The sequence below is a fragment of the Halomonas saccharevitans genome (assembly GCF_900116405.1).
Lineage (GTDB): Bacteria > Pseudomonadota > Gammaproteobacteria > Pseudomonadales > Halomonadaceae > Halomonas > Halomonas saccharevitans.
The window spans coordinates 1-24,087 of the sequence record NZ_FPAQ01000027.1; the positions used below are offsets into that span (position 1 = coordinate 1).

Sequence of the window (24,087 nt, forward strand, 5' to 3'; positions counted from 1 at the left end):
CCCTTCAAGATGAGACATCCCCGAGGCCTTGAGCCTCCTGAAGGGCCCAGCGAGACCAGCTGGTTGATAGGCCGGGTGTGGAAGCGCTGCAAGGCGTTGAGCTAACCGGTACTAATGGCCCGTGAGGCTTGACCATATAACACCCAAGCGGTCTGCCGATGGCAACCGACACGACGGATACGCGAGACGCATCTCGTCAGCATGATTCACCGTTTTTCGCCTGACGACCATAGCGTACGGGAACCACCTGATCCCTTGCCGAACTCAGCAGTGAAACCGATCAGCGCCGATGGTAGTGTGGGGACTCCCCATGCGAGAGTAGGTCATCGTCAGGCACCTATTCAGAAACCCCGACTCTTGTGGTCGGGGTTTCGTCGTTTCTGGGCCTCCCCCGGAGAGTAGCGGAGCGCCGCCCGGATCATCGTCAGGCACCTATTCCGAGAAAACCCCGAGCTCATAAGAGCTCGGGGTTTTTTCATGTGGGCGCACGGTGGTTGGCCGGACAACAGGGCAATCCCGCCCCTGCCAGTTACGCTGCGTCGTTCCATCAAGCCGCCGTCCCAGAGGCCCCTCTCTGGATGCGCCCCTTCCTAACCAAACGCCCCCGCCTCCTTCGAGGCGGGGGCGTTTTCGTTAAGGGAGAAGGTCCATCCAGGCAGGCGCGTGCTGCGCTAGCGGCACAGACTCTCCAGGGCCTCGATGAGGCTATCCATCTCGTCATCGGTGCCGATGGAGATGCGCAGGTGGTCGCGCAGCGCGTCGGTGTTGAAGTGGCGCACCAGCACGCCGCGTTCGCGCAGGCCCACGAAGAGCTGGGCGGCGTCGAGCTCGGAGTGGCTGACCAGCAGGAAGTTGGTCTGCGAGGGCAGTACCTGAAAGCCCAGGGTCTCGAGACGCACCCGGGTCCGCTCGCGGGTGGTGATCACCGCTTCGCGGCAGGCATCGAAATGCTCGTGATCGCCAAGCGAGGCGATGCCCAGCGCACTGGCCAGGCTATCGACGGGATAGGAGTTGAAGGAGTCCTTGACCCGCTCCAGGCCCTCGATCAGCTCCCGCGAGCCCACGGCATAGCCCAGGCGCAGGCCGGCGAGGCTGCGCGACTTGGAGAAGGTACCGGTGACCAGCAGGTTGGGAAAGCGCTCGATCAGCGGCGCCGCGCTCTCGCCGCCGAAATCCACGTAGGCCTCGTCGACCAGCACTACCGAGTCGGTGATCCGCTCGAGCAGCCCGGCCACGGCCTCTCGCCCGTGGCCATGGCCGGTGGGGGCGTTGGGGTTGGCGAAGATCACGCCGCCGGCATCTGCGGGGAAGGCATCGAGGTCGACGCGCCACTGGTCGTCCAGCGGGTGGGTGCGGCGCTCGACGCCGTAGAGCCGGCAGTAGACCGGATAGAAGCTGTAGGAGATGCTCGGCATCGACAGCGGCCGCGGCTGGCGGAAGAAGGCCTGGAAGGACAGGGCCAGCACCTCGTCGGAGCCGTTGCCGACGAAGACCTGGGCGGTATCCACCCCGAGCTCTTCGGCCAGTGCCTCGCGCAAGGCGAAGGAGGTCGGGTCCGGATAGCGCCGCAGGTGGTCGGCGGAAAAGTCGCGCAGGGCGGCCTCGACGGCGGGGGCCGGCGGATAGGGGTTCTCGTTGGTGTTCAGCTTGATCAGCCTCTCGCGGGGCTGCTCTCCCGGCACATAGGGAGTCAGCTCGCGAACCTCAGGGCTCCAGAACTTGCTCATGATTACTCGCTCGAGGGAAGGGGGGTGAACTCATGGTGACCCGAGCGTCCCGCCCGCGCAAGCCGTGCCCATGCTAGTCTCGAGGCGCTCATTCTCTCCTTTACTGTCGACGGATCCCTGCAATGACCGCCCAGATCATCGCCACCCTGCTGCCCGTTTTCCTGATCGCGGGATGCGGCGCGGTCTACGGTCGCTTGCGAACGCCGGATATCCGCGGGCTGAACACCCTCAACATGGAGCTCTTCGTGCCCATGCTGGTGTTCGCCGTGCTGGCCGACCGCCAGGCACCGCTGGCGGACTATGCCAGGCTGGCCCTGGCGGCGGCCGTGGTGGTGCTGGGCTCGGGGCTGGTGCTCTGGCCGGTGGCGAAGTGGCTGAAGCTCGAGGTGAAGACCTTCCTGCCGCCGATGATGTTCAACAACTCCGGCAACATGGGCATCCCGCTGCTGGTGCTGGCCTTCGGCGAGCAGGCCCTGCCGGCGGCGGTGGTGCTGTTCATCGTCGAGATGCTGCTGCACTTCTCGGTGGGGCTCTACATGCTCAGCCCGCACACGCCGCTGTGGCGGCTGCTGCGCATGCCCATCGTGCTGGCGAGCCTGGCGGGCCTCGCCGTCAACCTGGGCGGGGTGCCGCTGCCGGGCTGGGGGCTGGAGGCGATGCACATGCTGGGGGGCGTCTCCATCCCGCTGATGCTCTTCGCCCTGGGCGTGCGCATGCTGGACATCGATTTCGGCGACTGGCGGACGGGCCTGCTCGGCGCGCTGCTCTGTCCGCTCTCGGGGCTGGTGCTCGCCGCGCCGCTGATCATCTGGCTCGAACTGTCGGGGCTTCAGGCGGCGGCCCTGTGGGTATTCGCGGCCCTGCCGCCGGCCGTGTTGAACTACCTCGTGGCCGAACAGTATCGTCAGGAACCCCACAAGGTGGCCTCCCTGGTGCTGATCGGCAACCTGGGCAGCCTGGTGGTCATGCCACTGGTGCTGATACTGGTCTTTACTCGGGTCTACCCGCCGGGTTGAGCAACGCGGTCCCGGGCGAGGCTGTCCGCTGGGCACGCTAGAGGTTATGCTGTGATTCAGGTTGCCGTGCCTCACGGCGTCATGCCCATTGGTTAGGAGGACATAAATGCAAATCAGGACCTTGCTGGTCGGCTCTGCCCTGGCCGCGCTGTTGGCCGGCTGTGCCGCCGGCCCCACCGATCAGGCCGCCACCGAGATGGAAGCGACGACGGTGACCTACCAGGGCACCTTACCGTGCCGCAACTGCGAGGGCATCGACCTCAACGTGACCCTGAACGGCGAGGAGCAGGGGATGGCCGCGGAGCGGACCTTCGACCTGGACGCCTCCTATCGGGCACACCCGCAGAACCCGCCGGACGAGAACTATGCCGGCAACTGGGAGACGCTTCAGGGTACGGAGCAGGATCCCGCCGCCACCGTCTACGAGCTGGTGCCCGACGGCGAGGGGCAGACCTACTACTTCCTGCGCGTCGATCCCCAGACGCTGGAGCTGATCGATCCCAACCTGCGCCGTTTCCAGAACAGCGAGATGTTGCAGCTCAAGCGTCTCTGATCCTGTGAACGAGCAGTACCGGGGCGGCCTCAGGGCCGCCCCGTGTCGTTGCGGGCTCGCTAATCGCGCGGGGCTCCGCAGCCGACGGCCCCTGGCTGCTAGAATGGCGCGATTGATATCCGAGCCGTCATCGACAGCCCCGTCAGCGAGCGAGAGAGTGCCCCATGGCCAAAGTGAAGAGCGCCTTCGTCTGCACCGAGTGCGGTGCCGAATACCGCAAGTGGCAGGGGCAGTGCACCAGCTGTCAGGAGTGGAACACCCTGAGTGAGGTGCGCCTGGCGCCCGCGCGTCCCGGTGCCGGGGCGGGCGGCGGGGCAAGCGGCGGCCCCGGGCGCGGCGGCTACGCCGGCAGCCTCTCCCGCGAGGTGGTCGACCTGGGCAGCGTCGATCTGAGCGAGGTGCCGAGGCTCTCCTCGACCTTCGAGGAGTTCGACCGGGTGCTGGGCGGCGGGCTGGTGCCCGGTTCCGCGGTGCTGCTCGGCGGCCACCCCGGTGCGGGCAAGTCGACCCTGCTGCTGCAGACCGCCTGCAAGCTCGCTCAGGAGCGCTCCTCGATTTATGTCACCGGCGAGGAGTCGCTCTCCCAGGTGGCGATGCGCGCTCATCGTTTGCAGCTGCCCACCCAGGGGCTGAAGATGCTCGCCGAGACCAGCGTCGAGACCATCCTCGGGGTGGCCGAGCGCGAGCGCCCCGAGGTGTTGATCATCGACTCCATCCAGACCATGCACCTGGAGGACATCGCCTCGGCGCCGGGAGGCGTGGCTCAGGTGCGCGAATCCGCCGCCGCGCTGACCCGCTTCGCCAAGCAGTCCAATACCGTGCTGCTGCTGGTCGGCCATGTGACCAAGGACGGCAGCCTGGCCGGGCCCAAGGTGCTCGAGCACATGATCGACGCCTCGCTGCTGCTCGAGGGCGGCGCCGACTCGCGCTTTCGTACCCTGCGCGGGCAGAAGAATCGCTTCGGCGCGGTCAACGAACTGGGCGTGTTCGCCATGCTCGAGCACGGCATGAAGGAGGTGAAGAACCCCAGCGCCATCTTCCTCTCGCGCAGCGAGGAGCAGGCATCGGGCAGCCTGGTGATGGTGGTCTGGGAGGGCACCCGGCCGATTCTCGTCGAGGTGCAGGCGCTGCTCGACGAGTCGGCGCTGGGCAACCCGCGCCGCGTCGCCGTGGGGCTCGACCAGAATCGTCTGGCCATGCTGCTGGCGGTGCTGCACCGCCACGGCGGGCTCTTCACCGGCGATCAGGACGTCTTCCTCAACGTGGTCGGCGGGGTCAAGGTGCTGGAGACCAGCGCCGACCTGGCGGTACTGGTCGCGGTGGTCTCCAGCCTGCAGAACCGGCCGCTACCGCGCGAGCTGGTGGTGTTCGGCGAGGTGGGGCTGTCCGGGGAGATCCGCCCGGTGCCCAACGGCCAGGAGCGCATCGTCGAGGCGTCCAAGCACGGCTTCACCCGCGCTATCGTGCCCCGGGCCAACGCTCCCAAGCGCAGCCCCGAGGGCATGGAGGTGGTCGCCGTGGACAAGCTCGCCGAGGCCCTCGACGCCCTCTAGACCCGACAGACTTGAGGTAGAATGCGATTAACGAATGCCAAGGAGAACGAGATGAGCGCCATCCGCCTGACCCAGTACAGCCACGGCGCGGGCTGTGGCTGCAAGATCGCCCCCGACGTGCTCGACGGGATCCTCGCCAAGGCCGGGCCCGGCGCCAGCCATTCGCGGCTGATCGTCGGCAACCAGGGTCGTGAGGACGCCGCCGTCTACGACCTGGGCGACGGACGCGGCATGATCGCCACCACCGACTTCTTCATGCCTATCGTCGATGACCCCTTCGACTTCGGCCGCATCGCCGCCACCAATGCCATCAGCGACGTCTACGCCATGGGCGGCACGCCGGTGATGGCGCTGGGCATCCTCGGCTGGCCGCTGGACAAGCTCGGCGCGGACGTCGCCGGCGATGTCGTGGGCGGGGCCCAGGCGGTGTGTCGCGAGCTGGGACTGGCGCTCGCCGGCGGGCACTCCATCGAGTCTCCCGAGCCGATCTTCGGCCTGTCGGTCAATGGCCTGGTCGACCTCGAGCATCTCAAGCTCAACAAGGGTGCGAAGCCCGGTGACCTGCTGTTCTTGACCAAGCCGCTGGGGGTGGGGCTGCTCACCACCGCCGAGAAGCAGGGGCTGCTGAAGGCCGGCCACCAGGAGCTGGCACGCTCGACCATGCTCAAGTCCAACGCTATCGGCACGGCGCTGGCGAAGGTCAAGGGCGTGCACGCCATGACCGACGTCACCGGTTTCGGCCTGGCCGGCCACCTCGCCGAGATATGCACGGCCAGCGGCGTCGCCGCACGTGTCGACTTCCGGCGCCTGCCGCGACTCGCCGAGGCCGAGGCCTACCGCCGCCAGGGCGCGATGCCCGGCGGCACCCGGCGCAACCGCGAGGCGCTGGGTGCGAGCCTGCCCGGCATGGACGAGGCGCACTGGCAGTGGCTCTGCGACCCGCAGACTTCCGGCGGCCTGCTGCTCTCGGTGCACCCCTCCTGGGAGGACGACGTGCAGCGCATCGGGCGCGATCATGGCATCGAGCTCACGCCCTTCGGCGAAGTGGTCAAGGCCAGCGGGCCGGCGCTGATCGAGGTGCGCGGATGAGTCTGCCGCTGGTCGAACCGGACCTCGAACTCTTGCGTGAAGGGCGCGTGCTGATCGACGTGCGCGCGCCCGTGGAGTTCGCCCAGGGCGCGCTGCCCGGCGCCGTCAACCTGCCGCTGATGGACGACGAGGAGCGCCACCTCGTCGGCATCGAGTACAAGGAGCGCGGCCAGGACGCGGCCATCGCCCTGGGCGAGCGGCTGGTGCGCGGCGGCCTCAAGGCCTCAAGGGTCGCCGCCTGGCGGCGGCTCGTCGAGGCCCACCCCGACGCCATCATCTACTGCTTCCGCGGCGGGTTGCGCTCGCGCACCGCCCAGCAGTGGCTGGTTGACGCCGGCATCACGCGTCCGCGCATCCGTGGGGGCTGGAAGGCGATGCGCCAGGCGCTCTGCGCGCGCATCGACGGCGCCGCCGAGCAGCCGCAGCTGGTGGTGGGCGGGCTGACCGGCTGCGCCAAGACATCGCTGATCCTGGCGCTGGAGGAGGGCCTCGACCTCGAGGGCTGTGCCCGCCACAAGGGCTCTGCCTTCGGCCGCCATCCACTGCCGGCGCCGAGCCAGATCGACTTCGAGCACGCCATGGGGCTGCGCCTGCTGGACCTGCCCGGGCCGCTGGTGCTGGAGGATGAGTCGCGGCGCATCGGCACCGCCAATATCCCGCTGACCTTCTGGGAGGGCATGGTCCAGGCGCCGCGCATTCGCATCGAGATGCCGCTGGACTGGCGCCTGGAGCAGATCCGCAAGGACTACATCGACGATCTCTGGGAGGTCCATCGCCGGCAGTTCGGCGACTGGCTGGGCTGGGCGCTGATGCGCAAGCAGCTCGCCGCGGCCCTCGGGCGCCTGAGAAAGCGCCTGGGCCAGGCGCGCCTGGCGCGCCTGCAGCGCCTCCAGGCGCTGGCCTTCCGCGAGCACGAGCGCGGCAACACCAGCGCCCACGAGGCCTGGCTGGCGCCGCTGCTCACCGAATACTACGATCCGCTCTACCGCCACCAGCTGGAGAAGCACCCCGAGCGCCACTTCCTCCACGTGGGCGACTGGGAGAGCTGCCTGGAGGTCGCCCGCGAGTGGTCGGCCCAAGCCAGGAAACAAGGCCGGCCCGTGCCGCAGCCGGCCTGAGCCTCAGCGCGCGGCGTGTCGCAGCCACTGTGACAGCAGCCGGTCGAGCAAGGGGGCGAGCCGGTCGAAGCGCCTCGGGTCGTCGAGCATCGTGGCGCGGTCCTGGGCGTGTGGGCTCGCCTCGCTGCCCTCGGGCGGCGGCAGATGATCGAGCAGGGCGGTGACGCTGGCCGCGGTCGCCTCCAGGTGGCAGAGCAGGGCCACCACTCGCCCGTCGTCCCAGGTGAAGCCCTGCAGTGGGCTTGCCGTGCTGCGGCCCAGCGCCAGGGCGTAGTCGGGCAGGGCGAACACCTCGCGGTGCCACATGAAGGCCTCGAAGTCCTCGGGCAGGTCTGCGGGGCTCAGCGGGGCGAGGCTCACCCGGTGCCAGCCGGTTTCGGCCACGGTGCCGCGAGCGACGATCGCTCCCAGCGCCTCGGCGATCCGCCTGGCACCGTAGCCGATCCCCAGCAGCGGCTTGTTGCCGTCCAGCGCCTGTCGGATGAGCTTGCGCTCGGCCCTGAGCCAGGGGCGCGCGCCGTCATCGGCGCTGCCCTCGGGGCCATCGAGCACGATCAGGGCATCGCCGTCGGCCAGCCGCGGCGGCAGCTCGCCCGCATCGAGGTGGAAGACGGTGAAGCTGTGCCCCATGCTGGCGAGCCAGTCGGCGATTCGGGCCGGTCCCTGGTGGGGGCTGTGCTGGAGAAGGTGAACATGCATGCGAGCCTCGCCATATTAGCAATGCGCGGGTGACGGACGGAGCGCCAGGGTACATGAAGCCCGAGCTGAGAGAGCAGATTCTGACCATTCTGGCCGAGATTCCCGCGGGCCGGGTGACGACCTACGGGCGCATCGCCGCGATGACCGAGGGTGCCACGCCGCGGCTGGTGGCCCGCGCCCTGCGCGACCTGCCCGCCGGCCACGGCCTGCCCTGGTTCCGGGTGATCACCGCGTCGCGCAAGCTAGCCGATCACGGCGGTGCCGACGAACAGCGCCGGCGCCTGGTGGCCGAGGGCGTGCTGTTCGATCCCCGCGGGCGGGTGTCGGTCGAGCGCCTCTGGCCCTGAGACAACCTAACCTCCAAGGAGACTCCATGAACGGCTTCTTCCAGCGCCTTCAGCAGCTCGACCCGCGTCGCCAGCAGGCCTTCATGGCGGCGCTGTGCGAACGGCTGTTGCCCAACTATGGCCTCTACGCCGAGAACAGCGGTGAGGGGAACCCCCACGGCCTGCGGGTGATCCTGGATCTCGTCTGGGAGCAGCTGGCGGTGAAGGAGGCGCGCATCGACTTCGACCGCCAGGCCGAGAAGCTCGCCGAGCTGGAGCCCCCCGCCGAGGACGACAGCTTCGGCGCCCGGCGGGCACTGGAGGCGGTGGTCGCGCTCTCGGCGATCCTCGACACCCTGCGCGGCGAGGCCTCGGAGGCGGTACTCGAGGTCAGTCGCGCCTCGCGCAGCGGGGTGCGCGCCTTCATCGAGCTCACCGAGGGCGAGGAGGATGGCGAGCGTCTCGCCGCGCTGCTGCGCGACCACCCGCTGATGGCGGACGAGAACGACTTCCAGGATGCGGTGCTCGAGGCCCTGGAGACCGGGCCGCTGGATCGTGAGGCGCTCAAGGCGCTGCGCCGCCTGGGCCGCAACGACGGCGTCAGCAACCTGGGGCTCTCCGTCGAGGAGTAGCCGCCCGCACGCCGGCTGGAACGACGAAGGGCCCGCCAGTTGGCGGGCCCTTTGTCGTCTCGAGTCGGTAGCAAGCGAGAGACGATGAGCTTATCTGGCGTCAAGCCTTCGCGAGGGCGCTGTGAACCCGTCCTTGGGCGCTACTTTTGACGTCCCTGGTCAAAAGACCCTCGCGCCGCCTTGCCCCCGGCGCTCATCTCATTCGATCACTACAGCCGCATCTCGATCCCGCGCTCCGCCATGTACCGCTTGGCCTCGGGGATGGTGTACTCGCCGAAGTGGAAGATGCTGGCCGCCAGCACCGCGTCGGCGCCGCCGTCGATGACGCCATCGACCAGATGGTCGAGGTTGCCCACGCCGCCGGAGGCGATCACCGGCACGCTCACGGCATCGGCGATGGCGCGGGTCACGCCGAGATCGAAGCCGACCTTGGTGCCGTCGCGATCCATGCTGGTCAGCAGCAGCTCGCCGGCCCCGTAGGCCACCATCTTCCTGGCCCACTCCACGGCATCGAGGCCGGTGGGGCGGCGCCCGCCGTGAGTGAAGATCTCCCAGCGCTCGGGCTCGCCCTCGGCCGAAACCTTCTTGGCATCGATGGCCACCACGATGCACTGGCTGCCGAAGCGCTCGGAGGCCTCGTGCACGAAATCGGGGTTGGTCACCGCGGCGGTGTTGATCGACACCTTGTCGGCGCCGGCGTTGAGCATGGTGCGGATGTCGTCGCAGCTGCGGATGCCGCCGCCCACCGTGAGCGGGATGAACACCTCGCCAGCGATGCGCTCGACCATCTCCACCGTGGTGTCGCGGTCCTCGTGGCTGGCGGTGATGTCGAGGAAGGTGATCTCGTCGGCGCCCTGCTGGTTGTAGCGCTGGGCGATCTCCACCGGGTCACCGGCGTCACGGATGCCGATGAAGTTGACGCCCTTGACCACGCGGCCGGCGTCGACGTCCAGGCACGGGATGATGCGTTTGGCGAGTCCCATGGATCAGCTCCCCTTGTGGCTGAGTGCGTCGCACAGCCGCTGGGCCTCGGCGACATCGAGGCTGCCCTCGTAGATGGCTCGGCCGGTGATGGCGCCGAGGATGCCGTCGTCGGCGACCTTGGCCAGCGCCCGCAGGTCCTCGAGGTCGGTGACCCCGCCCGAGGCGATCACAGGCAGGCCACCCTCACGGGCGAGCTCGGCGGTGGCCTCGACGTTGACGCCCTGCATCATGCCGTCGCGGGCGATGTCGGTGTAGACGATGGAGGAGACGCCGTCGTCGGCGAAGCGCTTGGCGAGCTCGGTGGCCTTGACCGTGGAGACCTCGGCCCAGCCGTCGGTGGCAACGAAACCGTCCCGGGCGTCCAGGCCGACGATCACGTGGCCGGGGAAGGCGCGGCACATCTCGCCGACGAAGGCCGGCTCCTTGACCGCCTTGGTGCCGATGATCACGTAGGAGACCCCGGCCGCGAGGTAGTGCTCGATGGTCGCGGCGGAACGGATGCCGCCGCCGATCTGGATCGGCAGATCCGGGTAGGTCCGGGCGATGGCAGTGACCGCCTCGCCGTTGACCGGCGCGCCCTCGAAGGCGCCGTTGAGGTCGACCAGGTGCAGGCGGCGGGCACCGGCCTCGACCCAGCGGGCGGCCATGGCGACCGGATCATCGCCGTAGGTGGTGGCGTCATCCATGCGGCCCTGCTTGAGGCGCACGCACTGGCCGTCCTTGAGGTCGATGGCGGGAATTACCAGCATGTCGGATCTCCATTCGGCGCGCTCTTGGGCGCCCTTGTTGTCATAAATGCGGCGGTCATGAGTGCGGCTGGCAGGGGCGCGTCTTTGGCACCCCGGGGCATGGCGGCGGTGCCGCTCAGGGCATCCACTGAACGAAATTTTCCAGCAGCTTGAGGCCGGCCCGGGAGCTCTTCTCCGGGTGGAACTGCACCGCGAAGGTGGCGTCGCGGCCGATGGCCACGTGGGCATTCACCCGTCCGTAGTCGGTGGTGCCGAACACCGTGGCATTGTCGGCGGCCTCGACGTAGTAGCTGTGCACGAAGTAGAAGTGCTCGTCCTGGTCGATGCCCGCCCACAGCGGGTGGTCGTGGTGCTGATTGACCAGGTTCCAGCCCATGTGCGGGACCTTCAGGCGCTCGTTGCGCTCATCGCGCATGTCGGCCGGGAACTTTCGCACCTCGCCGGGCAGGAAACCCAGGCAGCCGATGCCGCCGTTCTCCTCGCTGTGGTCGAGCAGCATCTGCTGGCCGACGCAGATGCCCAGCAGCGGCTTGTCCTGGGAGGCGAGCAGCTCCTCGACCAGGCCGCGCAGCTCGGTCTTCTCGAGCTCGCCCATGCAGTCGCGGATGGCGCCCTGGCCGGGCAGTACCAGGCGGGTGGCGCCGCGAATGCGGCGGGCATCCCGCGTCACGACCACGTTTTCGTGAGTGACGTGCTCCAGTGCCTTGGCGACGGAATGCAGGTTACCCATTCCGTAGTCGATGACGGCAATGGTCATGGGGCGCTCCTCGTGTGATCGTGCGGCGGCCTCAGAGGCTGCCCTTGGTGGACGGCATCTGACCCGCCATGCGCGGGTCCTGCGCCACGGCCATGCGCAGTGCGCGGCCGAAGGCCTTGAAGATGGTTTCCGCCTGATGGTGGGCGTTGAAGCCCTTCAGGTTGTCGATGTGCAGGGTCACCCGGGCGTGATTGACGAAGCCCTGGAAGAACTCCCAGAACAGCTGGGTATCCAGGCGACCGATGCTGGCGCGAGTGAACTCCACGTCCATGCTGAGCCCCGGGCGGCCAGAGAAGTCTACCACCACGCGGGACAGCGCCTCGTCCAGGGGTACGTAGGCATGGCCGTAGCGGTAGATGCCGCGCTTGTCGCCGACCGCCTGGTGGAAGGCCTGGCCCAGGGTGATGCCCAGGTCCTCGACGGTGTGGTGATCGTCGATGTGCAGGTCGCCCATCGCCTCGATGTCGAGGTCGATCAGGCCGTGGCGCGCCACCTGATCGAGCATGTGATCGAGGAAGGGCACGCCGGTCTCGCAGGTCAGACGCCCCTCGCCGTCGAGATTGATGGTCACCGTGATCTGGGTTTCCCGGGTGTTCCGGGTGACCGTGGCGATACGCTCGGACATGTCGGATCTCCAGCGCCTGGGCGCGTGTCGAGGGGGCCGGGAGTGCCTGCCGGCCAGCAATACGAAGGGGCGTCGGGTGCTGTGCCTGACGCCGAGAGCCTGCCATTATAGTGAATCGCTCACCCCATCCGCTACAATGCGGCCCATGACAGTGGCGGCACGCCTGCCGCCCCGGCCTCCAGGAGATCCTCGCATGCCGGTGACCCTTCAACAGGTCGATCAGGACGCCTGGGACGCGGATGCCCAGATACGCCTCGACCTCGTACGCATCTTCACTGACGCGCCCCCCGAACGCCTGCCCCTGCCCGTGGACGATTTCATCCGTGAGCACCTGGCGGGCGGCCACCGGTTCAGCTGTGCCCGCTTCAACGATCGCCTGCTGGGCGCCGTGGCGGTAAAGCTCGATCAGGATGCCTGGTGCCTTTCGAACCTCTGCGTGCGCAAGACCACGCGCCGCCGAGGGGTCGGCTCGCGCCTGCTGGGGCTGGTCAGCGAGGCCGCCCATGCCGAGGGGTGTCGCCTCTATGCCGCCTCCTCCCAGCTGCCCGTGGCCGACCAGCTGCTGCTCTCGCGGCTCGGCTATCGGCTCACCCAGGACGGCGACTACTTCGAGCTCAATCTCTTGCCACCGCGAGGTCATCAATGAAGCGCCTGTTGCGCACCCTGCTCGCCGCGATCGGCGTCCTCGGCCTGGTGATGGTCGGTGCCGTGGTCTATGTGACGACCTTCTTCGACCCCAATGATCTCAAGCCGCGCCTGATCGAGGTCGTGCGCGAGCACAGCGGCCTAGAACTGACGCTCGACGGCCCGCTCTCCTGGTCCTTCTATCCCCGACTGGGGGTCGGCGTGCAGCAGGCCGAGGCCCGCCTGCCCGATCAAGGCGATGACTCGGCGCCCTTCGCCGCGCTCTCCCACGCCGAGGTCAGCCTCGCCTTCGCGCCGCTGCTGCGCGGAGAGATCGCCATCGACGGCCTGACCCTCGATGACCTCTACCTCGACCTCGAGCGCGACGCCCAGGGCAGGGGCAATTGGGAGGTGCTGAGCGAGCGACTGGGTGAGCGCGGCGAACAGGCCGAGGCGGCCCTGGCGCCGGCCAGTGCCGGCCCCGCCCCCACCGCGGGCAACGGCCTCTCGGTGGCCCTCAATATCGCCAGCGTGCAGGTGAATCGTGGCGAGGTGCACTTCCGCGATGCCCTCGCGGATCGCGAGCTGCGCCTCGAGAAGCTCGAGGTCAGCGGCAGCAACGTCAATCCCGGCAGCGCCTTTCCGCTCACCTCCTCCTTCCGCCTGCGGCTGCATGAAGGTCTCGACTGGCAGGAGCAGGCGAGCGAGCCGCGACTGCTCAGCGATGTTTCCCTCGACACCCGGGTAAACCTGGGTCTGGCTGAGGGGCGCCACGTGCTGGAGGAGCTGAGCCTTGAGACGGTCAACCGGCTGGCCGGGCTCGATAATGAGCAGAAGCTCAATCTGCAGGGCGAGCGTCTGGTGATGAATCTCGGCGAGGGCAGCCTGCAGCTGGAGACGGGCACGCTCGACGCCAGCCTCAACCATCCGCGCCTGGGCGAGAAGGTCCTGCCCATGACGCTGGCCTTTTCGCTGGATGCCGATCTCGCCGAGCAGAGTGCCCGCCTGCGCGAGCTCGAGCTGACCGGGCCCGACGCCCTGAAGCTCAACGGCAACCTCAACCTCAGCGATCTCGGCGAGGCGCCGACCTATACCGGCCAGCTGCGGCTGACGCCGCTGTCGCTGCGCCCCTGGCTGACGCGCCTCGAAGCGATGCCCGCCATGGCCAATGGCCAGGCGCTCACCGACGTGGCGCTGACCAGCCCGGTCAGCGGCGACCTCACGCGCTTCGAGCTCGCCGGCCTGACCCTGGTTCTGGACGACGCCACCTTCACCGGCCGCTTGGCGGGCCGCTTCGACGGCGGCCAGCTCGCCGCCGACCTGCAGGGGGATCGCCTGGACCTTGACGGCTACCTGCCGCCGTCGGGCGCCGGTAAAGATACCGCTTCGTCCAGGCAGTTGCCGGGCATCCGCCGGGCCCACGCCGAGGCGACGGACGCGCTGGTCTCCGCGTCGTGGCTCTCCGAACTCACCCTCGACGCTCATCTCGAGCTGGGCCAGCTGCGCCTGGCGGGACTCGACTTCCAGGACGTCGACCTGACCCTCGAAGGGCGAGATGGACGCCATCGCCTGGTCAACTTCGAATCCAGCTTCTACGAGGGGGCCCTGGCCGCCGAGGGCGGCCTTGACCTGCGCGAGAGCCCGGTTCGCTGGCAGCTGTCGCCCAGCGCCGAGCGGGTGCGCCTCGAGTCGCTGCTCGAGGCTCGCTCGGAGGAGCCGGCTCCCCTGAGCGGGCGTTTCAGCGGTGAGGGCGAGCTGACCAGCCGCGGCAATTCCCTGCTGGAGCTCAGGCGCCACCTGAGCGGCCGCCTCGATGCGCGCATCGACGAGGGCGCCTTCAAGGAACTCAATGTCGCCGAGGAGCTGTGCACCACGGCCGCCACCCTGCAGGGCAAGCGGCTCGACCGCGACTGGGCCGAGGAGACGCGCTTCGAACAGATCCGCGCCGGCCTGACCCTGGACGAGGGCGAGGTGCAGAGCGACAACCTGCTGGTCACGCTGCCCGGCATGCGGGTGGACGGCCAAGGCCGTATCGATCTGGTCAGCGAACAGTTCGACCTGCGCGCTGCGGTGCGCCTAGTGAGTGCCGATAACGCCCCCTGTGAGGTCAATCCGCGCCTGGCGCGCGTACCGCTGCCAGTGCGCTGCAACGGCGCCTTGAGCGGCGTGAGCTCGGAGTGGTGCCGCTTCGATCGCGAGGCCTTCCAAGGCACCCTCGCCGGACTGCTGCGTGACGAGGCCACTCAGCGCGCCGGCGAAAAGGTCGAGGAGCGCCTGGAAGGCGCCGTCGAGAAGCTCGACGAGCGCCTCGGCGAGCAGGCCGGCCGGGAACTTCGCAACGCCCTGGAAGGTCTCTTCAACTGAGCAACATGCATGACCAGTCCCTGCGCCGACTTCCCCAGTCGGCGCTTTTTTTCGTGTCGAGAGTTGTGTGACGGGAGCCCCTGATGACGGACATGCCGCCTGCGATCCTGCCACCCGAACGCTTCCAGCAGCGCCTGCTTGAGTGGTTCGACGAGCACGGCCGCCACGACCTGCCCTGGCAGCAGGATCGTAATCCCTACCGGGTGTGGGTCTCTGAGATCATGCTGCAGCAGACTCAGGTCACCACGGTGATCCCCTACTTCGAGCGCTTCATGGCGCGCTTTCCCGACGTGGTCGCCCTGGCGGCGGCAGAGCAGGACGAGGTGCTGCACCTGTGGACCGGGCTTGGCTACTACGCCCGTGGCCGCAACCTGCACAAGGCCGCGCGCGTCGTCGTCGAGGAGCACGGCGGAGAGTTTCCCGTGGAGAGCCTCGAGGCGATGGCGGCGCTGCCCGGCATCGGCCGCTCCACGGCCGGTGCGATCATCGCCCAGAGCACCGGGCGGCGGGCGGTGATCCTCGACGGCAATGTCAAGCGGGTGCTGACGCGCCTGCACGCGGTGGAGGGCTGGCCGGGGCGGCCGGCGGTGGAGCGCCGCCTCTGGGCCCTGGCCGAGCATTACACGCCCGAGGCGCGCGTCGTCGACTTCACCCAGGCGATGATGGATCTGGGGGCGACGCTATGCCGGCGCGGGCAGCCGGACTGCGCGCGCTGCCCCTTCGAGGCGGAGTGCGTCGCCCACGCCCGCGGTGAGGAGAAGCGCTTTCCCGAATCGAAGCCGAAGAAGGCCGTGCCGACACGCACCACCGTCATGCTGCTGCTGCAGGATCGCGACGGACGCGTGCTGCTCGAGCAACGCCCCTCCAGCGGCCTGTGGGGTGGGCTCTGGAGCCTGCCGCAGTTCGACGATCGCGAGGCGTTGGCGGCGTGGCTGGCCGTTCATGCCCCGGGCAGCGAGCTCGAGCCGGCCTGGACGCCCTTCACCCATGTCTTCAGCCACTTTCGTCTCGAGATCACGCCGCAGCCGGCGCGCATCGCCCGGCTGGATTCGGTGGGCGAGGCGCGCTGCTGGTACGATCCCCGTGACCCTGCCAGCGTTGGCCTGGCGGCGCCGGTCAAGGCGCTGCTGGCCTCGCTCGAGCCCTTTGCATTGACCACCACCGCCGGGCCATGAGCCCGCACGAGGAGAAATCCCGATGAGCCACACCGTGTTCTGCCGCAAGTACCAGAAGGAGATGGAGGCCCTGCCGTTCCCGCCGCTGCCGGGCAAGAAGGGCAAGGAGATCCAAGCTAACGTCTCGAAGCAGGCCTGGGAGGAGTGGCAGGCGCTGCAGACCCGCCTGATCAACGAGAAGCATCTCAACATGCTCGACGCCGCCTCGCGGGAGTACCTGATGGAGCAGATGGAGCGCTTCTTCGACAACCAGGAAACCGACCAGGCCGAGGGCTATGTGCCCCGCCAGCAGTAGGCGCGACGGGGCCCGCCATCGTCTTCCAACTTTCTGAATCGAAAAGAGTTGACGGCGGCGGGCCAGTGCGGTTTAATACGCACCGTTGGCGAGGGGCCAGATAGCTCAGTTGGTAGAGCAGGGGATTGAAAATCCCCGTGTCGGCGGTTCGATTCCGTCTCTGGCCACCACAATGCTGGGGTATAGCCAAGCGGTAAGGCACCGGTTTTTGGTATCGGCATGCGCAGGTTCGAATCCTGCTACCCCAGCCACGTCAACCCTGTTTCCGATTCTGTGACTCGAGTCGGTTCCCGCGCCGGCATAGCTCAGTTGGTAGAGCAACTGACTTGTAATCAGTAGGTCCCGGGTTCGACTCCTGGTGCCGGCACCATTGAAGCATCGGGAAGAATGAGTCGCAACATATAAGAAGGCCGCCCACATTGAGGCGGCTTTTTTGTGTCTGGACGAACGGCTCTCCTCGGCATGACCCTCGCATTCCCTCGCCGCTGGCGTCACGCGGCAAGAAGCCTCCCTCGGGTATTCGCACTATTTGCCTGCCGTTGACCACATTCTTTCCCGGCGATCATCGCGTCAGGGCAATGGTGGCACATCATGAGCCGGTACCGGGGTGCTGGACCGCGAGGCCGGCTTCGGTAGACTGAAACGCCAGTCGCTCGACCGCGACGTTCCCCACGTGAAGGAGAAGACCCCACATGCGCTTCGTGCCCCGTTTCACCGACGGCCGGCCGTTCGCCGAACCGCTCGGCAAGATCGTCTGCGTCGGCCGCAACTACGCCGAGCACGCCCGGGAGCTGGACAATCCCGTGCCCAGCGAGCCGCTGCTGTTCATCAAGCCGGCGACCGCCGCCGTGGCGCTGGAGCAGCCGATCGCGGCGCCCTTCGCGCGAGGCGAGGTGCACTACGAAACGGAGTTGGCGCTGCTGATCGGTGAGGAGCTCGCGAACGCCACGCCGGAGCAGGCCGAGCGCGGAGTAGTCGGCATCGGGCTGGCGCTGGACCTGACCCTGCGCGACGTGCAGGCGCGCCTGAAGGAGAAGGGGCATCCCTGGGAGGCCGCCAAGGCTTTCGACGGCGCCTGCCCGCTCTCGGCCTTCCTGCCGCTTACCGAGGTGCCGGACTGGGCGACGCTCTCCTTTACCCTCGAGGTCGACGGCGAGGTCCGCCAGCAGGGCCGCGGCGCGGATATGCTCTTCCCGGTGCCGGCGCTGCTGGCGGAGATGAGCCGCCACTTCACCCTGCAGCACGGCGACGTGGTGCTCACCGGCACACCGGCCGGCGTCGGCCCGCTGCCCCGCGGCGCCACGCTCGCCTTCACGCTCTCAGGGGGACTTGCGGTCACGACCCGCGTGACGGAGTAGGTGAGCCCGGCGCCACCACCAACGACAACGCCTCGCGGGCTCGACCGTGTGGCGTTGTCGTTTCCAGGCGGTCAGCGCCGCGCCGAGTCTCGCTACTCCAGATAGGTGTAGCCCTCGAGCCCATCCGAGAGGTCGTCAAGGAAGGCCTGCTGCTGGGCCTGGTCGAGCCCGCTGCGGGAGAGCTGCTCGGCGAGGTGCTCGCGCAGGGTCGAGACGTCGAAGTTGACGTAGCCCAGCACGTCGGCCACCTGGTCGCCCTGCTGGACCTGGCTGATCGACCAGTCGCCGTCGGCGGTCAGGGCAGCGTCCGCGGAGTCGGTGTCGCCGAACAGGTTGTGCAGGTCGCCGAGGATCTCCTGGTAGGCGCCCACCAGGAAGAAGCCCAGCAGTTTCTCCTCGCCCTCACGCCACTCGGGCAGCGGCAGGGTGGTCTCGACGCCCTGGCCGTCGACGTAGCCGTCGATGCGGCCGTCGGAGTCGCAGGTGATGTCCTGGATCACGCCGCGCCGCTCGGGGCCGCGGTGCAGCCCCTCCAGCGGCAGCACCGGGAAGATCTGCTGGATGCCCCAGACGTCGGGCACCGACTGGAACAGCGAGAAGTTGACGAACAGCTTGTCGGCGAGCTTCTCGGCCAGCTCGTCGGTGATCTCGCGGTGGGCGCGGTTGCGGTTGTCGAGCAGGCCGCGCAGCCTCGCACAGGCGGCGAAGTAGACGCTCTCGCCCTCGGCGCGGGCGTCGATGTCGGTCATGCCGATCACGAAGCGCTCATGAAGCTCGCCCATGGCATGCACCAGGTCGTGCCAGGCCTCGACGAGGCCGCGCGGCTCGGCGCGCTCGTGCAGCAGGTCGTGGACCCGCCACAGCTCGTCGACCTGGGGGTCGTCCTTGACCCGGCGCTCGGGGGAGAGGTGGCTGACCCGCTCCTCGCCGATCACGTTGGAGATCAGCACCGCGTGATGGGCGGTGAGGGCGCGGCCAGACTCGCTGATGATGTGCGGCTGGGGCAGCTCCTGCTCCGCGCAGGCCTGGGCGAAGGCCGCCACCACGTTGCGGGCGTACTCGAGCATCGAGTAGTTGGCCGAGCAGAAGCTGCGCGAGCGGGTGCCCTCGTAATCGATCCCGAGGCCCCCGCCGACGTCCACGGTGTCCACCGGCGCGCCCAGCGCCACCAGGCTCTGGTAGAAGCGCGCGCACTCGCGCAGGCCGCGCTGGATGTCGCGGATGTTGGCGATCTGCGAGCCGAGGTGGAAGTGCACCAGCTGCAGGCTCTCCAGGGCCTCGGCCTCGCGCAGCTGCTCTACCACGGAGAGTATCTGGCTGGCGGTGAGGCCGAATTTGGACTTCTCGCCGCCGGTATTCTGCCAGCGGCCGCGGCCCACCGAGGAGAGCCGGGCGCGCAGGCCGATCCGCGGGGTGACGCCGAGGCGGCGCGCCTCCTCGAGGATCAGCGGCAGCTCCGAGAGTTTCTCCACCACTAGATAGACCCGGTGGCCTATCTTCTCGCCCATCAGCGCCAGGCGGATGTACTCGCGATCCTTGTAGCCGTTGCAGACGATCAGCGAGGAGCCGTCGGCCGAGAGCGCGAGCACCGCCAGCAGCTCCGGCTTGCTGCCGGCCTCGAGGCCCACGCGGCCGCGGCCACGCTCATGGGTGCCGAGGATCGACTCGACCACCCGGCGCTGCTGGTTGACCTTGATCGGATAGACGGCGGTGTAGCCGCCCGAGAAGGCCTCCTCCCGCATGGCGGTGTCGAAGGCGGCGCACAGCTGCTCGACCCGGTCATGCAGGATGTCGGTGAAGCGCACCAGCACCGGCAGGCGCAGGCCGGCCTCGCGCAGCTTGTTGACCAGCGGCTGCAAGGGCAGGGCCGGACCGTCGTCGTCGCTGCCCAGCGGACGCACCAGGGCCTGGCCGCTGTCGTTGACGTCGAAGTAGCCGCTGCCCCACTGATCGATGTTCCAGGTGCGGCGCGCGCGCTGGGCGGGACCGGCCTTGCTCTTGGACTGACTCATTCATCTCCCTCGGGTAGCGGCAGGGCGCCGTGCTCCAGGCGCGCCTTGAGCACGGTGCGAAACTGGTCGGGGTCGTGGGGCGTGAGATCGTGGGCCGGCGGATCGACGTAAACCACCAGCAGCCGGGACAGCCAGTAGCGCAGCGCGGTCAGGCGCAGCATCATCGGCCAGGCCTCGCGCTCGGCGGCGGTGAGCGGCCGGCGCGCCTGGTAGGCGCTAAGCAGGGCGTCGTGGCGCGCCTGGTCCAGGCGGCCGTCGGGCCCGGTGGCCCAGTCGTTGATGACGATGGCCAGGTCGAACAGCAGGTCGCCGGTGCAGCCGTTGTAGAAGTCGATCAGCCCGCCGAGGCGATCGCCGTCGAACAGGGTGTTGTCGCGGAACAGGTCACCGTGCAGCGCGCCCTGGGGCAGGTCCGGCGCGTCGCCGAAGAAGCCCTGGTAGGTCTCCACCTCGTCCTTCATCAGCGCCTGATCCTCAGGCGACAGATAGACCAGCACCTTGTGGTGCATGGGCAGCAGCCAGTGCAGGTCCCGCGGGTTGGGGCGATGGCCGGGGAAGTGCCGGGAGACCGCGTGCATGCGCCCCAGGGCGTCGCCCAGCTCGTGGCACTGGGCGAGGTTCGGCGCCTTGGGATGCTTGCCGGGCAGCCGGGGAAACAGCAGGGCCGGCTTGTCGGCCAGGGTGTGCAGGGCCACGCCGTTACGATCGTGGAGGGGGCCCGGGACCGGCAGGCGGTGCTCGTCCAGGTAGTCGAGCAGGTCGACGAAGAACGGCAGCTCCTCGTGCTCGCCCTGCTCGAACAGGGTCAGCACCAGCTCGCGTCGGTCGGTGGTGACAAAGAAGGTGCTGTTCTCGGTGCCGGCGGGCACGCCCTCGACGGAGACCAGCGAGCCGGCGTCGAAGCGGCTGAGGAACTCGGCGACCTGAGGGTCGGTAAGCGGTGTAAATACGGCCATGTCTCTCTCGCCCGGGAAATGCCAAGCCGCCTATTGTAGCGACTTGGCCCTTCGATGCACGCGCCCCGGCCGCGGTGGTGGCACTTGCGAGGCCATGCTGGCGCGGCGAGGCGGCCGACGGATCAGAAGGTCTTCAGCACCCACTGGGGCACGGCGATGCGATCCCCCTCGCGGCGCTCGAAGTCGCCGTCGCCGTCGTGGTCGACGAGATAGTAGGAGGGGCCGGCGAAGGGGCGGATCTCGATGGCGTAGAGCTCGCCGTTGACCCGGTACTCGCGGATGGTGCGATCCTCCTCCTCGCGGATGGTGATGTCCGGCTCGAGGTCGCCGGACGACTGGGCCAGCGCGCCGGCGCTGGCGGAGAGGGCCAGGGCGATGACCAGGGCCAAGGCTAGCCCCAGGGCGGGCGCGTCGCTGCGCAGGATCTTCTTCATGATGGCCTCCAGTGCCGCAGGGACGGGGCAGCATGCGTGACGAATCCTCCGCGGCCGCCCCGGTGATAACTTAAGTGATCATAACTTCAGTGTAAGACCTCGTCGCCGCCCGGCCTACCATCCGCGGCAAAACGCGGCGGCAATGCGTATCATGGACGACCAGCAACTCACCACGCCACGCCTCAATGGATGCCGATACATGGCCGACACGCCCATCGTTCTCGTCGACGGTTCTTCCTATCTCTACCGCGCCTTCCACGCCCTGCCGCCGCTGACCACCTCCGAGGGACAGCCCACCGGGGCGATCAAGGGGGTGCTCAACATGCTCAAGCGGCTGATCAAGGACTATCCCGACAGCCCCATGGCGGTGGTCTTCGACGCCCCCGGCAAGACCTTCCGCGACGAGCTGTTCGAGGAGTACAAGGCCCATCGCCCGCCGATGCCCGATGACCTGCGCTCCCAGGTGCAGCCGCTGCACGACTGCGTGCGTGCGCTCGGGCTGCCGCTGCTGTGCATCGAGGGCGTGGAGGCCGACGACGTCATCGGCACCCTGGCTCGCCGGGCCACCGAGGCCGGCCGCGATGCGGTTATCTCCACCGGCGACAAGGACATGGCCCAGCTGGTCAATGCCCATATCACGCTGGTCAACACCATGAAGGACGAGACCCTGGACGTCGAAGGCGTGAAGGAGAAGTTCGGCCTGCCCCCGGAGCTGATCATCGACTTCCTGGCGCTGATGGGCGACAAGGTCGACAACATCCCCGGCGTGCCGGGCGTGGGCGAGAAGACCGCGCTGGGCCTGTTGCAGGGCATGCAGGGCGGGCTCGAGACCCTCTACGCCGACCCCGAGAAGATCAAGACGCTGGGCTTTCGCGGCGCCAAGACGCTGCCCAAGAAGCTCGAGGCGCATCGCGACCAGGCCTTCCTCTCCTACCAGCTGGCGACCATCAAGACCGACTGCGAGCTGCCGGTGGGCCTCGACGACCTGGACATCGCCCATCCCGACCGCGAGGCGCTGGTCGAGCTCTATCGCCGCCTGGAGTTCCAGGCCTGGCTCTCGGAGCTTCTGGAGGGCAGGCACGAGGGCGTCGACGATGTCGCCGGCGGCACGCCGGCGCCGGCCGAGGCCGACGGGAGTGGCAGTGCGGCGAGCGACAGCGCCCAGCGCGAGGATCACGTCATCCTCGAGCAGGCCGAGCTGGACGCCTGGCTCGAGCGCCTCGCGGCCAGCGATGCCTTCTGCTTCGACTTGGAGACCACCAGCCTGAATTACATGGAGGCCCAGGTGGTCGGCGTGGGGCTTGCGCTCGAACCGGGCGAGGCGGCTTACATCCCGCTCGCCCACGACTACCTCGATGCCCCGGCGCAGCTCGACCGCGACGCCGTGCTCGAGGCCCTGCGCCCGCTCTGGGAAGACGATCGGCGCACCAAGATCGGTCAGAACCTCAAGTACGACATCTCGGTGCTGGCCAATGTCGGCATCACGGTGGCCGGGCCGCTGGAGGACACCATGCTGGCCTCCTACGTGCTCGACTCCACCGCCACCCGCCACGACATGGACTCGCTGGCGTTGAAGTACCTGGGCGAGAAGACGGTCTCCTTCGAGGAGATCGCCGGCAAGGGCGCCAAGCAGCTCACCTTCAACCAGATCGCCCTGGAGCAGGCCGCACCCTACGCCTGCGAGGACGTCGACATCACCCTGCGCCTGCACCGGCTGCTGCGGCCGCGCCTCGAGGCCGAGGGGCGCCTGGCCGAGGTCCTCGATACCCTCGAGCTGCCGCTGGTACCGGTGCTCTCGCGCATGGAGCGCACCGGGGTGGCGCTCGACCCCGAGCGGCTGCACGCCCAGAGCCAGGAGCTCGAGACCCGCATCCGCGAGCTGGAGAGCCGCGCCCATGAGCTCGCCGGTCGCGAGTTCAACCTCGGCTCGCCCAAGCAGCTCGGTCAGATCCTCTTCGAGGAGCAGAAGATCCCGGTGATCAAGAAGACGCCCAAGGGGGCGCCCTCGACCGCCGAGGCGGTGCTCGAGGAGCTGGCGCTGGATTACCCGCTGCCCAAGGTGATCATCGAGCATCGCGGGCTCGCCAAGCTGAAGTCCACCTACACCGACAAGCTGCCGCGGCTGGTCAACAAGGCCACCGGGCGCCTGCACACCAGCTATCACCAGGCGGTCACGGCCACCGGGCGGCTCTCCTCCAGTGATCCCAACCTGCAGAACATCCCCATCCGCACCGAGGAGGGGCGGCGCATCCGCCAGGCCTTCGTGGCCCGCCCCGGCTATCGCATCGTCGCCGCCGACTACTCCCAGATCGAGCTGCGCATCATGGCGCACCTCTCGGGCGACAAGGGGCTGCTCGAGGCCTTCGCCGAGGGTCGCGACATTCACGCCGCCACCGCCGCCGAGGTGTTCGGCGTGGCGCTCGACAAGGTCACCGGCGATCAGCGCCGCAGCGCCAAGGCGATCAACTTCGGGCTGATCTACGGCATGAGCGCCTGGGGGCTCGGCCGCCAGCTCAACATCGAGCAGAGCCAGGCCAAGACCTACATCGATCGCTACTTCGACCGCTATCCCGGCGTGGCCCGCTACATGGAGCGCATCCGCGCCCAGGCCGCCGAGGACGGCTTCGTCGAGACGGTGTTCGGCCGGCGCCTCTACCTGCCGGAGATCCACTCCCAGAACCGTGCGCGCCGCCAGGGCGCCGAGCGCACTGCCATCAACGCGCCCATGCAGGGCACCGCGGCGGACATCATCAAGCGCGCCATGATCGACGTGGACGCCTGGCTCGCCGACGAGGCCTTCGATGCGGTGATGGTGATACAGGTCCACGACGAGCTGGTCTTCGAGGTGGCCGAGGCGCAGGTCGACGCCTTCATTGCCGAGGTGAAGGCGCGCATGCAGGGCGCCGCCGAGCTCGACGTGGCGTTGACCGTCGAGGCCGAGAGCGGCATCAACTGGGACGAGGCGCACTGAGCTTGGGCTCACAACAACGCGCTATGCTGCGCCGATCAGCGGCGGTGAGATGGCGCGGCCATGGAGTGCT

22 protein-coding genes, 3 tRNA genes and 2 rRNA genes are annotated in these 24,087 nt (G+C 68.5%); 18 read left to right on the plus strand and 9 right to left on the minus strand.

All coding sequences use genetic code 11. From position 1 onward, the window contains the following. Both BM388_RS12475 and rrf read left to right on the plus strand, forming a co-directional pair. Positions 1–136: ribosomal RNA gene (locus BM388_RS12475) — 23S ribosomal RNA — on the plus strand; the annotation flags it as partial. An 83-nt stretch (positions 137–219) separates the two neighbouring features. Further along, positions 220–335 (plus strand): 5S ribosomal RNA (gene rrf / locus BM388_RS12480). A 336-nt stretch (positions 336–671) separates the two neighbouring features. Here the strand turns inward: rrf and hisC are convergent. After that, positions 672–1,727: a histidinol-phosphate transaminase gene (gene hisC / locus BM388_RS12485; RefSeq protein WP_089850651.1), complete on the minus strand. Its 1,056-nt coding sequence runs from the start codon at positions 1,725–1,727 to the stop codon at positions 672–674. Between the two features lie 122 nt (positions 1,728–1,849). On the opposite strand from hisC, the gene BM388_RS12490 reads away from it, so the two are divergent. From BM388_RS12490 to mnmH, 5 genes are all read left to right on the plus strand, one after another. After that, entirely contained in the window at positions 1,850–2,743 is an 894-nt protein-coding gene (locus BM388_RS12490; protein ID WP_089850652.1) for an AEC family transporter, read from the plus strand. A gap of 106 nt (positions 2,744–2,849) precedes the next feature. Beyond that, the gene (locus tag BM388_RS12495) at positions 2,850–3,296 is read left to right on the plus strand and encodes a copper resistance protein NlpE N-terminal domain-containing protein (protein ID WP_089850654.1); all 447 of its coding nucleotides are present in this window, start codon (positions 2,850–2,852) and stop codon (positions 3,294–3,296) included. Between the two features lie 164 nt (positions 3,297–3,460). Continuing rightward, complete coding sequence (gene radA, locus BM388_RS12500) at positions 3,461–4,849, plus strand: DNA repair protein RadA (RefSeq protein WP_089850655.1); 1,389 nt, start codon at positions 3,461–3,463, stop codon at positions 4,847–4,849. A 51-nt stretch (positions 4,850–4,900) separates the two neighbouring features. Further along, a complete protein-coding gene (gene selD / locus BM388_RS12505) occupies positions 4,901–5,938 on the plus strand; it encodes a selenide, water dikinase SelD (protein WP_089850657.1) in 1,038 nt (345 codons plus the stop codon). Continuing rightward, the gene (mnmH, locus tag BM388_RS12510; protein WP_089850659.1) at positions 5,935–7,056 is read left to right on the plus strand and encodes a tRNA 2-selenouridine(34) synthase MnmH; all 1,122 of its coding nucleotides are present in this window, start codon (positions 5,935–5,937) and stop codon (positions 7,054–7,056) included. Before selD ends, mnmH begins: the two co-directional genes overlap by 4 nt. 3 nt (positions 7,057–7,059) lie before the next feature. On the opposite strand, the gene BM388_RS12515 is transcribed toward mnmH, so the two are convergent. Further along, complete coding sequence (locus BM388_RS12515; RefSeq protein WP_089850661.1) at positions 7,060–7,755, minus strand: type 1 glutamine amidotransferase; 696 nt, start codon at positions 7,753–7,755, stop codon at positions 7,060–7,062. A 53-nt stretch (positions 7,756–7,808) separates the two neighbouring features. Between BM388_RS12515 and BM388_RS12520 the strand changes: the two genes are divergently transcribed. Next, a complete protein-coding gene (locus tag BM388_RS12520; protein WP_089850663.1) occupies positions 7,809–8,102 on the plus strand; it encodes an MGMT family protein in 294 nt (97 codons plus the stop codon). Between the two features lie 26 nt (positions 8,103–8,128). After that, positions 8,129–8,713 carry a YjaG family protein gene (locus BM388_RS12525; protein ID WP_089850665.1) on the plus strand — a complete coding sequence of 195 codons (585 nt, stop codon included), beginning with the start codon at positions 8,129–8,131 and terminating at the stop codon, positions 8,711–8,713. A 209-nt stretch (positions 8,714–8,922) separates the two neighbouring features. Here BM388_RS12525 and hisF read toward each other — a convergent pair whose 3' ends face one another. The 4 genes from hisF to hisB form a co-directional block, all read right to left on the minus strand. Further along, the gene (gene hisF / locus BM388_RS12530; protein ID WP_089850667.1) at positions 8,923–9,696 is read right to left on the minus strand and encodes an imidazole glycerol phosphate synthase subunit HisF; all 774 of its coding nucleotides are present in this window, start codon (positions 9,694–9,696) and stop codon (positions 8,923–8,925) included. Positions 9,697–9,699: 3 nt separating this feature from the next. Further along, positions 9,700–10,446 carry a 1-(5-phosphoribosyl)-5-[(5-phosphoribosylamino)methylideneamino]imidazole-4-carboxamide isomerase gene (gene hisA / locus BM388_RS12535; RefSeq protein WP_089850669.1) on the minus strand — a complete coding sequence of 249 codons (747 nt, stop codon included), beginning with the start codon at positions 10,444–10,446 and terminating at the stop codon, positions 9,700–9,702. A 115-nt stretch (positions 10,447–10,561) separates the two neighbouring features. Then, positions 10,562–11,203 carry an imidazole glycerol phosphate synthase subunit HisH gene (gene hisH, locus BM388_RS12540; RefSeq protein WP_089850671.1) on the minus strand — a complete coding sequence of 214 codons (642 nt, stop codon included), beginning with the start codon at positions 11,201–11,203 and terminating at the stop codon, positions 10,562–10,564. 31 nt (positions 11,204–11,234) lie between these two features. Next, positions 11,235–11,828: an imidazoleglycerol-phosphate dehydratase HisB gene (gene hisB / locus BM388_RS12545; protein WP_089850673.1), complete on the minus strand. Its 594-nt coding sequence runs from the start codon at positions 11,826–11,828 to the stop codon at positions 11,235–11,237. 193 nt (positions 11,829–12,021) lie between these two features. Between hisB and BM388_RS12550 the strand changes: the two genes are divergently transcribed. From BM388_RS12550 to BM388_RS12585, 8 genes are all read left to right on the plus strand, one after another. After that, positions 12,022–12,474 carry an acetyl-CoA sensor PanZ family protein gene (locus BM388_RS12550; RefSeq protein ID WP_089850675.1) on the plus strand — a complete coding sequence of 151 codons (453 nt, stop codon included), beginning with the start codon at positions 12,022–12,024 and terminating at the stop codon, positions 12,472–12,474. Then, on the plus strand, positions 12,471–14,816 hold the full coding sequence (locus BM388_RS12555; protein WP_089850677.1) for an AsmA family protein: 2,346 nt from the start codon (positions 12,471–12,473) through the stop codon (positions 14,814–14,816). The genes BM388_RS12550 and BM388_RS12555 overlap by 4 nt, the downstream gene beginning before the upstream one ends. An 83-nt stretch (positions 14,817–14,899) precedes the next feature. Beyond that, positions 14,900–15,991, plus strand: coding sequence for an A/G-specific adenine glycosylase (gene mutY, locus BM388_RS12560; protein WP_089850679.1), 1,092 nt, complete (start codon positions 14,900–14,902; stop codon positions 15,989–15,991). 22 nt (positions 15,992–16,013) lie between these two features. Next, positions 16,014–16,286, plus strand: a complete 273-nt coding sequence (locus BM388_RS12565; RefSeq protein ID WP_089850680.1) for an oxidative damage protection protein — start codon at positions 16,014–16,016, stop codon at positions 16,284–16,286. Between the two features lie 94 nt (positions 16,287–16,380). Continuing rightward, positions 16,381–16,456 (plus strand) — tRNA-Phe (locus BM388_RS12570). Between the two features lie 6 nt (positions 16,457–16,462). Then, positions 16,463–16,537 (plus strand) — tRNA-Gln (locus tag BM388_RS12575). Between the two features lie 43 nt (positions 16,538–16,580). Next, positions 16,581–16,656: transfer RNA gene (locus BM388_RS12580), tRNA-Thr, on the plus strand. A 322-nt stretch (positions 16,657–16,978) separates the two neighbouring features. Next, positions 16,979–17,644 (plus strand): fumarylacetoacetate hydrolase family protein, encoded by a 666-nt coding sequence (locus BM388_RS12585; RefSeq protein ID WP_089850682.1) that lies wholly within the window; start codon positions 16,979–16,981, stop codon positions 17,642–17,644. 92 nt (positions 17,645–17,736) lie between these two features. On the opposite strand, the gene speA is transcribed toward BM388_RS12585, so the two are convergent. From speA to BM388_RS12600, 3 genes are all read right to left on the minus strand, one after another. Beyond that, a complete protein-coding gene (gene speA / locus BM388_RS12590) occupies positions 17,737–19,656 on the minus strand; it encodes a biosynthetic arginine decarboxylase (RefSeq protein ID WP_089850684.1) in 1,920 nt (639 codons plus the stop codon). Further along, positions 19,653–20,612 carry a homoserine kinase gene (locus BM388_RS12595; protein ID WP_089850686.1) on the minus strand — a complete coding sequence of 320 codons (960 nt, stop codon included), beginning with the start codon at positions 20,610–20,612 and terminating at the stop codon, positions 19,653–19,655. Before BM388_RS12595 ends, speA begins: the two co-directional genes overlap by 4 nt. A 122-nt stretch (positions 20,613–20,734) precedes the next feature. Further along, positions 20,735–21,046 carry a DUF2782 domain-containing protein gene (locus BM388_RS12600; RefSeq protein WP_089850688.1) on the minus strand — a complete coding sequence of 104 codons (312 nt, stop codon included), beginning with the start codon at positions 21,044–21,046 and terminating at the stop codon, positions 20,735–20,737. Positions 21,047–21,245: 199 nt separating this feature from the next. Between BM388_RS12600 and polA the strand changes: the two genes are divergently transcribed. Beyond that, positions 21,246–24,017 carry a DNA polymerase I gene (gene polA / locus BM388_RS12605; protein ID WP_089850690.1) on the plus strand — a complete coding sequence of 924 codons (2,772 nt, stop codon included), beginning with the start codon at positions 21,246–21,248 and terminating at the stop codon, positions 24,015–24,017. The last annotated feature ends 70 nt before the right edge of the window (positions 24,018–24,087 follow it).

Excerpts from the sequence above, each read along its gene's own strand:
- hisC (WP_089850651.1), bottom strand. The coding sequence starts at position 1,727 with ATGAGCAAGTTCTGGAGCCCTGAGGTTCGCGAGCTGACTCCCTATGTG.
- BM388_RS12490 (WP_089850652.1), top strand. The coding sequence starts at position 1,850 with ATGACCGCCCAGATCATCGCCACCCTGCTGCCCGTTTTCCTGATCGCG.
- BM388_RS12495 (WP_089850654.1), top strand. The coding sequence starts at position 2,850 with ATGCAAATCAGGACCTTGCTGGTCGGCTCTGCCCTGGCCGCGCTGTTG.
- radA (WP_089850655.1), top strand. The coding sequence starts at position 3,461 with ATGGCCAAAGTGAAGAGCGCCTTCGTCTGCACCGAGTGCGGTGCCGAA.
- selD (WP_089850657.1), top strand. The coding sequence starts at position 4,901 with ATGAGCGCCATCCGCCTGACCCAGTACAGCCACGGCGCGGGCTGTGGC.
- mnmH (WP_089850659.1), top strand. The coding sequence starts at position 5,935 with ATGAGTCTGCCGCTGGTCGAACCGGACCTCGAACTCTTGCGTGAAGGG.
- BM388_RS12515 (WP_089850661.1), bottom strand. The coding sequence starts at position 7,755 with ATGCATGTTCACCTTCTCCAGCACAGCCCCCACCAGGGACCGGCCCGA.
- BM388_RS12520 (WP_089850663.1), top strand. The coding sequence starts at position 7,809 with ATGAAGCCCGAGCTGAGAGAGCAGATTCTGACCATTCTGGCCGAGATT.
- BM388_RS12525 (WP_089850665.1), top strand. The coding sequence starts at position 8,129 with ATGAACGGCTTCTTCCAGCGCCTTCAGCAGCTCGACCCGCGTCGCCAG.
- hisF (WP_089850667.1), bottom strand. The coding sequence starts at position 9,696 with ATGGGACTCGCCAAACGCATCATCCCGTGCCTGGACGTCGACGCCGGC.
- hisA (WP_089850669.1), bottom strand. The coding sequence starts at position 10,446 with ATGCTGGTAATTCCCGCCATCGACCTCAAGGACGGCCAGTGCGTGCGC.
- hisH (WP_089850671.1), bottom strand. The coding sequence starts at position 11,203 with ATGACCATTGCCGTCATCGACTACGGAATGGGTAACCTGCATTCCGTC.
- hisB (WP_089850673.1), bottom strand. The coding sequence starts at position 11,828 with ATGTCCGAGCGTATCGCCACGGTCACCCGGAACACCCGGGAAACCCAG.
- BM388_RS12550 (WP_089850675.1), top strand. The coding sequence starts at position 12,022 with ATGCCGGTGACCCTTCAACAGGTCGATCAGGACGCCTGGGACGCGGAT.
- BM388_RS12555 (WP_089850677.1), top strand. The coding sequence starts at position 12,471 with ATGAAGCGCCTGTTGCGCACCCTGCTCGCCGCGATCGGCGTCCTCGGC.
- mutY (WP_089850679.1), top strand. The coding sequence starts at position 14,900 with ATGACGGACATGCCGCCTGCGATCCTGCCACCCGAACGCTTCCAGCAG.
- BM388_RS12565 (WP_089850680.1), top strand. The coding sequence starts at position 16,014 with ATGAGCCACACCGTGTTCTGCCGCAAGTACCAGAAGGAGATGGAGGCC.
- BM388_RS12585 (WP_089850682.1), top strand. The coding sequence starts at position 16,979 with ATGCGCTTCGTGCCCCGTTTCACCGACGGCCGGCCGTTCGCCGAACCG.
- speA (WP_089850684.1), bottom strand. The coding sequence starts at position 19,656 with ATGAGTCAGTCCAAGAGCAAGGCCGGTCCCGCCCAGCGCGCGCGCCGC.
- BM388_RS12595 (WP_089850686.1), bottom strand. The coding sequence starts at position 20,612 with ATGGCCGTATTTACACCGCTTACCGACCCTCAGGTCGCCGAGTTCCTC.
- BM388_RS12600 (WP_089850688.1), bottom strand. The coding sequence starts at position 21,046 with ATGAAGAAGATCCTGCGCAGCGACGCGCCCGCCCTGGGGCTAGCCTTG.
- polA (WP_089850690.1), top strand. The coding sequence starts at position 21,246 with ATGGCCGACACGCCCATCGTTCTCGTCGACGGTTCTTCCTATCTCTAC.